General features: G+C 57.5%; 10 protein-coding genes. 6 read left to right on the forward strand and 4 right to left on the reverse strand.

Features of this window, described 5'->3' with window-relative positions:
• Positions 1-237: 237 nt before the first annotated feature.
• Both FIV46_RS17625 and FIV46_RS17630 read left to right on the forward strand, forming a co-directional pair.
• Positions 238-1,668, forward strand: a complete 1,431-nt coding sequence (locus tag FIV46_RS17625; protein WP_139942231.1) for an MATE family efflux transporter — start codon at positions 238-240, stop codon at positions 1,666-1,668.
• A 62-nt stretch (positions 1,669-1,730) separates the two neighbouring features.
• Entirely contained in the window at positions 1,731-2,909 is a 1,179-nt protein-coding gene (locus FIV46_RS17630) for an alpha/beta hydrolase (protein WP_139942232.1), read from the forward strand.
• 168 nt (positions 2,910-3,077) lie between these two features.
• Here FIV46_RS17630 and FIV46_RS18370 read toward each other — a convergent pair whose 3' ends face one another.
• Together FIV46_RS18370 and FIV46_RS17640 are read right to left on the reverse strand one after the other, a co-directional pair.
• Positions 3,078-4,109 (reverse strand): methyl-accepting chemotaxis protein, encoded by a 1,032-nt coding sequence (locus FIV46_RS18370; RefSeq protein WP_342780457.1) that lies wholly within the window; start codon positions 4,107-4,109, stop codon positions 3,078-3,080.
• Between the two features lie 295 nt (positions 4,110-4,404).
• Entirely contained in the window at positions 4,405-6,330 is a 1,926-nt protein-coding gene (locus FIV46_RS17640; RefSeq protein WP_139942234.1) for a pyrroloquinoline quinone-dependent dehydrogenase, read from the reverse strand.
• 263 nt (positions 6,331-6,593) lie between these two features.
• On the opposite strand from FIV46_RS17640, the gene FIV46_RS17645 reads away from it, so the two are divergent.
• Together FIV46_RS17645 and FIV46_RS17650 are read left to right on the forward strand one after the other, a co-directional pair.
• Positions 6,594-8,156 (forward strand): FAD-binding oxidoreductase, encoded by a 1,563-nt coding sequence (locus FIV46_RS17645; RefSeq protein ID WP_139942235.1) that lies wholly within the window; start codon positions 6,594-6,596, stop codon positions 8,154-8,156.
• A gap of 4 nt (positions 8,157-8,160) precedes the next feature.
• Positions 8,161-8,565, forward strand: a complete 405-nt coding sequence (locus FIV46_RS17650) for a c-type cytochrome (RefSeq protein ID WP_181163298.1) — start codon at positions 8,161-8,163, stop codon at positions 8,563-8,565.
• Between the two features lie 17 nt (positions 8,566-8,582).
• Here FIV46_RS17650 and FIV46_RS17655 read toward each other — a convergent pair whose 3' ends face one another.
• The gene (locus FIV46_RS17655; RefSeq protein WP_139942237.1) at positions 8,583-9,509 is read right to left on the reverse strand and encodes a peptidyl-alpha-hydroxyglycine alpha-amidating lyase family protein; all 927 of its coding nucleotides are present in this window, start codon (positions 9,507-9,509) and stop codon (positions 8,583-8,585) included.
• Between the two features lie 113 nt (positions 9,510-9,622).
• Here FIV46_RS17655 and FIV46_RS17660 point away from each other — a divergent pair, with 113 nt between their 5' ends.
• Complete coding sequence (locus FIV46_RS17660) at positions 9,623-10,519, forward strand: LysR family transcriptional regulator (protein ID WP_139942238.1); 897 nt, start codon at positions 9,623-9,625, stop codon at positions 10,517-10,519.
• Positions 10,520-10,680: 161 nt separating this feature from the next.
• Positions 10,681-11,742 carry an NAD(P)H-dependent amine dehydrogenase family protein gene (locus FIV46_RS17665; RefSeq protein ID WP_139942239.1) on the forward strand — a complete coding sequence of 354 codons (1,062 nt, stop codon included), beginning with the start codon at positions 10,681-10,683 and terminating at the stop codon, positions 11,740-11,742.
• 79 nt (positions 11,743-11,821) lie between these two features.
• Here the strand turns inward: FIV46_RS17665 and FIV46_RS17670 are convergent, their stop codons facing one another.
• Complete coding sequence (locus FIV46_RS17670) at positions 11,822-12,361, reverse strand: 2,4'-dihydroxyacetophenone dioxygenase family protein (RefSeq protein WP_139942240.1); 540 nt, start codon at positions 12,359-12,361, stop codon at positions 11,822-11,824.
• Between the last annotated feature and the right edge of the window lie 58 nt (positions 12,362-12,419).

Raw genomic sequence — 12,419 nt, forward strand, 5'->3', positions numbered from 1 at the left:
GTTGACGACAGCGCTGTGGCACCGGTACGCACCGCCCGCCGCGAGCGAACATTTCAATTGACATTTTCCCGCCGTTTATATATCGAACAGGGAAGGTTCCGGACACCTGCCGCTCGCAGACTGCCAGGTCACGGTAAAGTCCGGCTCTGACGATTTTCTCACCCTTTGTGCATTTCGTGCGGGTGGCAAGGCGAGCTCCCTCTTCCAGATTGAAATGCCTGAAACAAGGAGATTGGGATGTCGTCGGATTCCTTCAACAATAGTTTCGTCCGTGGCCCGCTGGGCGCCGTCTTCGCCAAGACCGCGCTGCCCATTATATTCGTGATGAGCATGAACGGACTGCTCACTGTCGTCGATGCGATTTTCCTGGGGGTGTATGTCGGTGCGGACGCCCTCGGGGCCGTCACGCTGATGTTCCCCCTCTATATGCTGATCGTAGCCCTGGCCACGCTGGTCGCCAGCGGCATGTCCAGCATCATCGCCCGCCACCTTGGCGCACAGCACTACGAAGAGGCGCGTGGCGTCTTTGCCGGCGCCCATGGCCTGGCGCTTGCGGTGAGCGCCGGTTTTATCCTGTTGTTTCTGCTGCTGGGGGACCAGGTCACTCTTCTCGCGGCCAACGGATCCGCATCGCTGGCGGAAATGGGGCATACCTATCTCGCCATTACCGTGATCGCCTCGCCGGTCCTGTTCCTGCTGTCGATAAATTCCGACGCCCTGCGCAACGAGGGCCGCGCCGGTTTTATGGCGGCCATGAGTCTGCTCGTATCGCTGGTCAACATCGGCTTCAATTATGTCCTGATCGTCGTATTCGACCTGGGCGTGGCCGGTTCCGCTTACGGCACCGTGGCGGCGCAGTTGCTGGCCTTATCCATTATTTTCATCTTTCGCCTGCGCGGGCGGACGGAGTTGAGGCCGAATGCCTTCGTTCAGCATCGTCTCACCGCCCACTGGCGCCGCATACTCGCCCTCGGAGCGCCCCAGAGCCTGAATTTCCTGGGCATGGCCCTCGGCTCCACAGCGATCCTTACCGCCCTGCAAATGGTGGCCGGCAGCAACTATGAGACGACCATATCGGCCTACGGCATTATCTCCCGCGTCATGACCTTCACCTTTCTGCCGCTGCTCGGGATCAGTCAGGCAATGCAGTCGATTACCGGCAACAATTACGGGGCCGGATTGTGGCAACGTTCCAATGACAGCCTGCGGCTGGCGATCATGATTTCCTTTGTCTATTGCCTTGTCAGTGAAATCATTCTGGTCAACCTTGCCGGACCGATCGGCCGCCTGTTCGTCGACAATACTGCCGTGGCGGGTGAAGTGGCCCGGATCATGCCGGTCATGGCCACCATGTTTTTCGCCGCCGGCCCCCTGATCATCATCGCCACCTATTTCCAGGCGATTGGCGATGCAGGCCGGGCGGCGGTCCTCGGCCTTGCCAAACCGTATCTCTTCGCCCTGCCGCTGATCTTTCTTCTTGCCCTGACCATGGGAGAAAAAGGCATCTGGATGGCCAGCCCGGTCGCTGAGCTGTTATTACTCGGACTGACAACACTGATTCTGGCGGGAAATGCGCGACAACAAGCCTTTAGATGGGGCCTGTTCAGGCCGGAGGGTGAAAAAAGCGAGGTTCCTGCGAACGCGTCATCAGGAAGCAAAGGGCTCTGACTCCATTAACCGGTCAGCAGAAAATAGTGAAAACAATAAATTACAGCGAGGGATTCAAAACTATGAACAGGCTTATATTTATCTTGTACGCCTTTTTTGCCAGCGCAACCGCACAGGCTGCTCCGGGCGCCCCGGCGACAGAGGCTGGCCGGCTGGATCTGGCAACCAAATATCATATTGCCTCGGCCGCGCTTGGTGACGAGCGCACAATCCTGATTTCCGTGCCTGACGGATATGACGCCTCCGACGCGCGCTATCCGGTCATTTACCTGCTGGATGGCATGCAGAGCATCTATCACGCTGCCGGCACGCGTGACGTTCTGGTGCGGTCGGGCGATATGCCACCGGTGATCCTGGTCGGCCTCAAGAGCGTTAACCGCACCCGGGACATGACGCCGTCCCGCATGGCAGGCAACGCCCAGAGCGGCGGCGCTGCGAAGTTGCTGGCCCATCTCAGGGACGAAGTCATTCCCTTTGTCGAAAAGGCCTATCGCGCCAATGGTTATCGGGTACTCACCGGCCATTCCGATGGCGGACTCTTCTCCGTCTATGCCCTGATGGAGGCCCCGAAGCTGTTTGATGCCGAGATCATCATGTCGCCGGCGTTATGGTGGAATGGTGAGGAAATGACCAAAGCCGCAGGGCCTTTCCTCGACACGCATCCGAAGCTGACGAAATCCCTCTATTTCGGCATCGGGGCCGACGATGGGGATGGCATGCGCCAGGAACTGAAGCGCTTCGTCGATGTGGTGAAGGCGGCACAGCTGCCGGGCGTACGCTGGGATTATCGGGAATTCGACGGCGAAGGCCACATGTCCGCGCCTCTCCGAACCTTCTATCATGGGGTAAAATTCATCTTCGCCGACCTGCGGTTGCCGGACGAGGTGATCTATCATTTCACGACCGATGCCTTCCTGGCCCATGAACGCATGATCCAGGCCAAATATGGTGCGGCAGCGCGCCAGACCCAGGAGCTCTATGTGCCGCTCGGGTTGCACCTAATCGAAACAGGCGACTATGACGGTGCGATCGCGGTCTTGCAACGTAATGCCGAAGCCTATGCCGGCAACCGCTATCCGCGCAACAATGCCTGGTTGGCAGACGCCTATCAAAAGGCCGGGCGCAAGGCCGAGGCCCTCGCCGAATATCAGCGCGCCTACCGCCTTGCCGTTGAGACCGGCTACGGCGAAGCCGATAGCTACCGTCAGAAGATTGTCGAGCTGGGTGGTCACGCGGACTGACAACACTGATTCCAGCCGGCAATGCGCGACAACACGTCTTTAAATGGGCCTGTTCAAATCTGAAAATTGACAATCCCAAAAAGCAAAAGCCCGGCAATATGCCGGGCTTTCTTTCCATTAGCGACCGGTCGCCTTCCGACTTTGGAATGGCCCTTCAGCACCCGGAGGCTAGACCTCCTGCTTCTGGACGATTACGCCGTACCAGCCGAGGCCGTCATATTCCTCATAGCCGATGGTCTGGGCATAGGCGACCACCTCGCCCCGCTCATTGGTGTAGGCGCCCTTCTGTCCCTGGTCGGTCTTCAGGGGATAACGCTCATACAAGCCGCTGTTATCGGAGCTGGCGATAACCCGGTGATTGCGGTCCAGCAGCATGACCCGGGTCCGCAACCATTCTTCCTCGCTGAACGCCGGCTCATCGTTTACGATCGAACGCCCCTGTTCCTGCCAGTCAAAGAAAATGCCCAGTACACCGAGAGGTTCGGAAAAACGCTCCCCGTCGTGGCGCACTGCCGCCGAGTAGATGGCAGCCGGACGCTGGCGATGGAAGCTGTCGGGACGGATGTCATCGACCACGTAATCATCGCCGGACCGGGTTCTCATCGCTTCCTGGAACCAGTGCTCCCCGGCCACGGACTTGCCCTTGACGCTGGAAAATTCCTCCGGATTGGAAATGGCGATCACCGTGCCGTCACCATCCGCCAGCACCAGGTTCATATAGACCGTATAATAGAGGTTGATCACCGCCAGGCGTTCCCCGGCGTGCCTGGCCCGCTCGTCGGTGGGCTCCTGAAGGGCGCGCCAGAACGCACTGTCGGTCGCCCACCAACGCACATCGGCGGTCCGCTCGAACAGGTTGCGCACAATCAGCTGCACCAGGGTTTGTGCCATTTCCGTCAGCCGCTGGCTTTCCAGCCGGCCCGCCAGGTCATTGGTCAGCGAGCGCAACCGGTCGATGCTGCCCAGCACCACAGACTGGAAATCCTGGGCGTTTTTCTCCGCCTGTTCCGCCAGGTTCTTGACCTCGGTGGCGACCACGGAAAATCCGCGCCCGGCGTCTCCGGCCCGCGCCGCCTCGATGGTTGCATTGAGGGCAAGCAATTTGGTTTGCCCGGCAATATCCTGATTTACTTTTGAAAAATGAGACACCTGATCGTTCAAGGTCTCGGTGGTACGCCGGATCATATGCGGCGTTGCCATTTTCCCCTCCCGGGGTGTTTTTGAATTTTCTGTTTTTAAAACATTCTGCCCGGATACCGGAGTATCCAGGCTACTCACTACACTCGATGTCATTGAGAAGACCCCTTTCTCATTTACTAGCGGAAATGAGACATGCAAAGCCTGTGCCAGCAAAAAAGCCCCTAAAAAAGGGGCTTTTGGCAGTATTTTCTGCTGAAAAAGCCTGCAATTCAGGCATTCTGCCCAAAATCCGGGCAAAGGTCATAGGCACTTTGGCATATTTACACCAATTTAACTATCCGGAAAATCCAGCCGATCAGCGCTTGAGCTTATAGGCCATCACCGCGTCCCCCATTGTCGACTGATACATGCTGTGACCACCGGCCGGGATCACCACATACTGCTCGCCTTTCACTTCATAGGTGACCGGCACCGCGGTGCCGGCGGCAGGCAAATCGGTTTCCCACAGCACTTCACCGGTCTTCAGGTCAAAGGCCCGGAAAACATCATCCAGGGTATAGCCGATAAACACCAGCCCGCCGGCAGTCACCAGCGGCCCGCCGGCGCCCGGGGTGCCGAGTTCGATCTCCATGCCAAAGGGCGCGAATTTCCGGATATCGCCCAGCGGCACTTCCCAGACGATCTCGCGCTTTTCCATATCCACCGCCGTCAGGGCCGCCCAGGGCGGCTCCGAACAGGGGGCGCCGAAGTTCGACAGCGGCGCCGAGACTTCAGCCTGATAGGGGGCCCCTTTGTTGGGAAACAGCATGGAGCCGCGGGTTTCAATAGACTGGTGTTCCGTCCCGCTGTCCTCGGTTCCCTCTTTGCGAACCAGCTTCACTATCAGGGGAACCCGGTTGGAGGGCACCACCATGATTTTGCTGTCAGGATCATAGCCGCCACTGCCCCAGTTGGGACCGCCACCGTTCGCCGGGGAAAAGACGGTGCCCTTTTCACTGGGCGGCGTGTAGATCGGACCATAGTTGAGTTCCTCGATCTTGCCTTCGCAATTCCAGCGGTCGATGAAGGTGAAACCCCAGGCATCGTCCGGGGAAAATCCCTGCGGCATCAGCACCGGCATCCCCTCAGGGAACGGCTGGGTCGGGGACAGCACCTCTTCCGCCACCTTGCCGGTTTGCGGCACCGGACGCTCGATAATCGGCACCAGCGGCTCGCCGGTGGCGCGGTTAAAGACAAAAATCAGACCCATTTTGGTATGCTGCACCAGGGCCGGCACCAGTTTGCCGTCGACGGGGAAGTCGATCAACATGGGCTGGGCCGGCAGGTCGTAATCGAAAACATTATGGTGTACCAGCTGATGGTGCCAGACTACCTCACCGGTAGCTCCCCGCACGGCAACGATGGAGGTGGAATAGTCATTATCCCCCGGCCGGTCACCGCCGAAGAAATCCACCGACGCCGACGAGGTGGGCAGGTAAACCAGGTCGAGGTCGTTATCCACCGCCATGTCGGCCCAGACATTGGCGGCGCCAATACCCTCGGTGCCATTCTCCCAGGTTTCCATCGCCGGGTCGGCCGGATCGCGGGGGATGGGATCAAACTGCCACATAAACTCGCCGGTGCGGGCATGATAGGCCATGACCCGGCCGCTGGGCGAATTCACCCTCTGATTATCGGCGACATAGCTGCCGACCACGATCACATCATTGACGATGGCGGGATTGGCGCTGATCATCAGTTCCGCCGGCTGGGCCAGCGGCTTGCTGGTCGGCACCTGGACCTCGCCATTCTCCCCGAATTCGCTACAGGGCTTGCCGTCTTTGGCATCTATCGCAACGAGGCGGTTGTCCGGGGTGCCGAGGATCAGACGGGTCCGGCAGTGCGTGCCTTCCGCAGCCGTTTTATCAACCCAGTGGGACACGCCACGGCATTTACGGTAGAAGACCTGTTCTGCCTTGTGATCATAGACCCAGCGCTCTTCCCCGGTCGCGGGATCGAGAGCGATCAGGCGACGATCCATGCTGCAGATCACCAGATTCCCCTCGATCAGGGTCGGCCGGTCCTGGAAAGAGGCAAAGTCCCCCTCCCTCATCTGTTCGCCGGTATGATATTCCCAGGCCAGTTCCAGTTCAGTGACAGTGTCCCTGTTAATCTGGGTCAGGGGCGAATATTTCGCGGACGGATCCTGCGGCCCGCCGCCCGCCGCGTGAAGAGTGGCAGGGACCAGCAGCAAACAGGCGGCAAACAGCCTGGCCAAAACGATTTTTCCCGGAAAATTCATGAAAGCCTCATCCTATGTTTATTGAGAAGAACGCATCCAAACATTTTGTAAACGGAGCAGTTTATTCATTTAAGTAAACTTAACCGTATACTTTTTATCTTGTCAAGCTATCGTTCGCTCACAGACAAAAAGAATTTCGCTCTCAGTCGGGACAGGCTTTCCCGGAATGAGATATGCTGATACACTAACAATTCCGGCATCCATCTAACCGGCATTCAGAAGACCGGCAGATAATCCGCGAACCATAATTGGGAGACTTCACAATGACTGTGCCTTTGCCTGCTGGCGTAAGCCTGGAAGACATGACTGCCGCGCTGGAAAAATTCCGGCGGATAGCCGGCGATGAATGGGTCCTCACCGGCCCGGATGCCGGCCCCTATGACGACCCCTACCCCATTACAGACCCGGAAACAGACCACCGGCCCTATGCGGCCGTGGCGCCGGCGACCACTGCCCAGGTACAGGAGATCGTCAAGGTCGCCAACGAGCATGGCATTCCGCTCTGGCCCGTCTCCCGGGGCAAGAATTTCGCTTATGGCGGCGCGGCGCCGGTGCTGACCGGCACCGTTGTGCTCGACCTCAAACGTCTCAATCGCATCCTGGAGGTCAATGAAGAATTCGGTTATGCCCTGGTGGAGCCGGGCGTCAGCTATTTCGACCTTTATGACTATATCCAGGAAAAGGGCCTCAAGCTGTGGCTCGATGTGCCCGATCCCGGCTGGGGCAGTGTGGTCGGCAACGCCCTTGACCATGGCATCGGCTATACCCCTTACGGCGACCATTTCGCCATGCAGTGCGGCATGGAGGTGGTGCTGCCGACCGGCGACATCGTGCGCACCGGCATGGGGGCCATGCCCGGCAACAACAGCTGGCAGCTGTTCAAATATGGCTTTGGCCCCTATGTGGACGGCATGTTCTCCCAGTCCAATTTCGGCATCGTCACCAAGATGGGCATCTGGCTGATGCCGGAACCGCCCTACTATGAACCCTATATGATCAGCTTTGAGCGGGAAGAGGATATCGAACAGGTGATCGAAATCCTGCGCCCGCTTAAAGTCGGCAGCATCATCCAGAATGCGGCAACGGTGCGCAGTCTGATCCTGGACGCCTCGATCACCTCCACCAAAGCCCAGTATTATGACGGCGCCGGGCCACTGCCGCCGAGCGCCGCCCGCAAGATCATGGACGACCAAAAGCTTGGCATGTGGAACTTCTGCGGCGCGCTCTATGGCCCGCCACCGGTCGCCGAAACCCTGTGGACAGTGATCCGCGATTCCTTCGCCGCCGTCCCGGGGGTCAAATTCTACAAGGTCGACGACCGGCCGCAGGGTTTTGACCTGCTGCGCCACCGGGCGGACACCATGCGCGGCATCCCGAAAATGACCGAATTCAATCTCTGCAACTGGACCGGCGGCGGCGGTCATACCGGTTTCTCCCCGGTCTCGCCGATCACCGGCCGGGATGCGGTCAAGCAATATGAAATGGTCAAAAAACGCATGCATGAATATGGCTATGACTATATGGGCCTGCTGGCCATCGGCTGGCGGGAAATGCATCATGTCTCGCTGATTGTTTATGACCAGAATGATGCCGATGAGCGCAAAAAGGTCGATGAGCTGTTTAACATCCTGATCGATGAGGCCGCCGCCGAAGGCTACGGCGAATATCGCACCCACATTAACTTTATGGACCGCATCGCCGGCACCTACAGCTGGAACAACAATGCCCTGTGGCGCATGCATGAAACCATCAAGGATGCGCTCGATCCCAACGGCATCCTGGCCCCGGGCAAGTCCGGCATTTGGCCACAGAACAGGAGGGGGTAAGACCATGAGACTCAGAAGACTTCATCTAACCCTTGCCCTTGTTGCCACTGCCGGCCTGGCCGGCTGTACGCCGGAGGAAGAGACCGAAGTAAAATCCGCCGAAATCTCGACCCCGACTTCCATCGCACTGGAAGGCGCCGCGCCGCGCCCCACACTCACCGGCACCGAGGTCTTCGCCCGCCAGTGCGCCAACTGCCATGCCGCCGGTGACGACCATACCGGCAGCTTCCAGCTCGCCCGCAGCCGGGGCGAAGAGTATGCGGTGCTGGAAGAGCGCACGGACCTCAGCGCCGACTATATCAGGCAGGTAGTCCGCACCGGCATCAACACCATGCCCGGGTTTTCGAAAGTAGACATTACCGAGCAGGAGATGTCTGCGCTGACAGACTATCTGGTCAAAACGGAGTAATATGCCTTCCGGCCCGCCTACCTGAGGGGACGCAACATGTTGATTCCGCCCCAGTTAAATATCTGGGTGACCCAAAGCTTGTCATCGGTGTCAACATAAATGCCGTGCACCGCGCTAAACTGTCCCGGGTTGCGACCTGCAGGCCCCTGGAAACTCTTGAGCAGGCGGCCGTTCAAATCGAACTTCCGCACTGTTTCGGCCCGGGCGTCAGTGACCCATAGTTTGTCTCCGGCAAGAGTCATCACATAGGGATATCCGACGTCTGTCCATTCATCCAGATACTTGCCCTCCAGGTCAAACCGCTGAATACGCCTGTTTTCCCGGTCCGCAACATACACCCTGTCCTCATCGTCAATAACGATGGAATGGGCGAATTTAAATTCACCGGCAGCAGAACCTTTCCCGCCCCACGCCTTGATCAGAAAACCGTTGGGATCCATCTTGACGATACGCTCATTGCCCTTGTCGACCACATAGATATTTTTATGACGGTCCAGAGCCACATCCATCGGCTGGTCGAACAGGACAAGATGATAGTCCCTGTCAAACCATCCGGTTCCGGCCAGATTGTTTTTACCCAGCACCATTGTGACCGCCCCTGAAGGAGAAAACCTGAGAACAATATGCGTCCCGCTGTCAGTGGTCCAGATATTCCCGTCATCGTCAATTCTCAGGCCGTGTGGATTCTTGAACAGCCCCGGGCCGATTTCCCGTATAAATTTTTGGTCCTGGTCAAATTCAAGAAGCTGGTGCCGGCCGCGATGAAATATGATGAAATTGCCGTTATCGCGCCTGGCGATCGCGGCAACCTCCCCCAATATCCACCCCTCCGGCAGGGAAACTTCGATGGCTTTATTCTCAAACCGGGCAGCGGCAGCAACCGCCGTCCCGCCGCTGACTGGTAAAAAAAGACAGGCCAAAAGCGCAATTGTCCCGAGTTTCATGTGTCGCACCTTTCGTTAGACATAAATTTAAGTTCGCCAGCCTTTTAATTTATTTCTATAAAACTATTAATAGTGTTTAATAGATAATATCTTTTTCTTTATTGGATATAATAATGAAGCGGGATACAGATAAATTTCACCTGATGAAGGTTTTTCATATGGTGGCCACCAAAGGGTCTTTCACCGACGGGGCAAAGGAACTCGGCATGACGGTTTCTTCGGTCAGCAAGGCCGTGCAGCAACTGGAAAGCAACCTGCGGACCAAACTGTTATATCGCACAACCCGAAGTCAGAGCCTGACGGACAGCGGGAAAATCTATCTGGCCCAGGCCCGACTTATTCTTGCCGACATCAAGGCGCTGGAAGAACAATTGCTGCAACAGGCGCAACACCCCTCCGGCACCCTCAGGGTCACGGCGCCCATAGCCATCGGGCAGTTCTTCCTGTCTCCCAAAATTCACGAATTCATGCGCCTTTACCCACAGATCCGCATTGAACTCTTCCTCAGCGACAGGGTCGTGGACGTCACTGAGGAAGGTTTTGATCTGGCCATCCGCTCCCGCAACGTCCCGGAAACATCCCCGCTCTTTTGCAAGAAGCTGGGCTCCCATAGCCGCAAACTGGTTGCCGCCCCCGATTATCTTGCCGGCGTGGAGTTGCCGAAGACACCGGCGCGCCTCCCGGACCTGAAGCTGCTGAATTATTCCGGATCGCAGGCTTTGGCGGCCTGGTCATTCTCGCACGCGGGACAGGAGATCGCTTTTGAACCGGAAGCCGCTTTGTCCTGTAATAATTATTATGCTCTGCTTCAGGCCGCCTGCAGCGGCTGCGGTGTGGCAAACCTCTATCAATATCTGGTGGATGAAAAGATTGAGGAAGGTACGCTGATTCATCTTCTTCCCGAGTGGAAGCAAAGCGGCCGGGAACTCTACGCCATCTATCATCAGCGGCGGGATATCTCTCCCAAACTTGATAAATTTATTTCCTTCCTGTCTCGCTCAATTACCTAGACCTGTCCACCAGGTTCTGCGCAAACCGGCGGTCACTGCAACACTCTGGACGGTGGTCTGCAATCCCTTCACCATCTGCAAAAAGGGGGTTGGCTTTTTTAACAGTTTGTAAAATACTGGAACGCCTGGAAAGCGAATAAGAATAATTCAGGAGAGGAAGCATGTCATACAGGGTTATTCAATGGGCCACCGGCTCGGTCGGCAGCGCCGCCATCGGCGCCATCACCCACCACCGGGATCTGGAGCTTGCGGGCCTGTGGGTCCATTCGGAAGACAAGGAAGGCCGGGACGCCGGCGAGCTGGGCGGCCTGCCGCCGCTCGGGATCAAAGCCACCCGCGACAAGGAAAAACTGCTCAACATGGACGCCGACGTTGTCTGCTATTCGGTCGGCCGGGCGTGGATGAAACAGGGCAAGGATGCCCTGATCGACGAGCTGTGCCACATCCTGCGCTCCGGCAAGAATGTGGTCAACACCACCTGGCCGTCGCTGGTCAATCCGAAAGCCGTCGGCGGCGATGTCTACGACAAACTGCAGGCGGCCTGCCTGGACGGCGGCACCTCCTTTTACACCAACGGCATCGACCCCGGCTTCGGCAGTTTCGGCATCGCGCTCTCCGCCTTGGCGCTGAGCAGCAATGCGCGCTGCGTACATATGTATGAGGTGTTGAATTACGGCCCCTGGGACGATCCGATCATGCACAGCTTCTTCGGCTTTGGCGAGAAAAGCAACGATCACTGCATGCTGAAACAGCCGGGCTTCCTGACCGATATTTTTGCCTCGACCCTGCAAATGGTGGCGGAACCGATGGGCCTCGAGCTTGACGAAATCCTGGAAGAGCATGAGTCCCTCTATGCCGAGGAAGCGCTCGACCTGCCGTCCGGCCGCATTGAGCCGGGCACCATCTCCGGCACCCGCTTCAAGGTCAAGGGCATGGTGCGCGGCGAAGCCCGGGTCATTGTCGATCATGTGACCAAACTCAGGGATGAGGATTTTCCCGAGGTGCCGTTCAACAGCGGCGGCGGCTACCGCGCCGAGGTCGAAGGTGAACCCAATGTCCGCCTTGACCTGGAACTGTCCTCGGGCGCACAGGAGAATGCCCATGCGGCGCTGGCGTCGGTGGCCATGGCCGTGGTCAATGCCATCCCGCAGGTGTGCGACGCGCTGCCGGGGGTGATGACCTACCTGGACCTGCTACCCCATCCGTGCCGGCCGAAAGACTGACATGTCCAGCCACCGCACCGGCCACATAAAACAAAAGGGCCCAAAAGGGCCCTTTAACTGAAGTGCTGCGGAGCGTTACTCAGAGATAGAGCTCTTCATTGATGGGAATATTATGCTCTTTGCAGTAGCTTTCATAGTGATCCATGTACCACCAGACATCGGCGGTCATCACAAATTTCCCATTCTCGTCGTAAAATTCATTGGCTCCCTGCATCCAGCCGAACAGCTTTACCCCGTCCGGATGTTCGGTGACCAGGGTATGGGCTTCACCGGGCACTTCGTAAATGAAAGAACCGGGGGTCGCGACCCAGGGATATTCGAGATACCGCACGCTGCCTTCGAGGCACATCATGACCACATAGCCGCGGTGTTTGTGGGTTCCGACTACACCGGGACCTTTCATCCACAGGATGTTGGAATAGATATTCTGGCGAACATCGAATGCCAGGTGTTTGATCGCTGCATTTTCGCCAAACGGCACCCAGGGGCTGTCTTTCTCTTCAGCGCCGACAAACCGGCCTTTGGTCCCTCGTTTATCGATCAGGTCCTGGAAAAGTTCTGGAACTTCAACAATTTTCTTTAACGTCGACGGCGGTGCAGTCATCTTGGTTTCTGACATCTCTGATACCCTTTAAAAATAGTTTGCAGAAGGTTAGTCAACCAACCCCCACAAGTTC

Source organism: Emcibacter nanhaiensis (assembly GCF_006385175.1).
Taxonomy (GTDB): Bacteria; Pseudomonadota; Alphaproteobacteria; order Sphingomonadales; family Emcibacteraceae; genus Emcibacter; species Emcibacter nanhaiensis.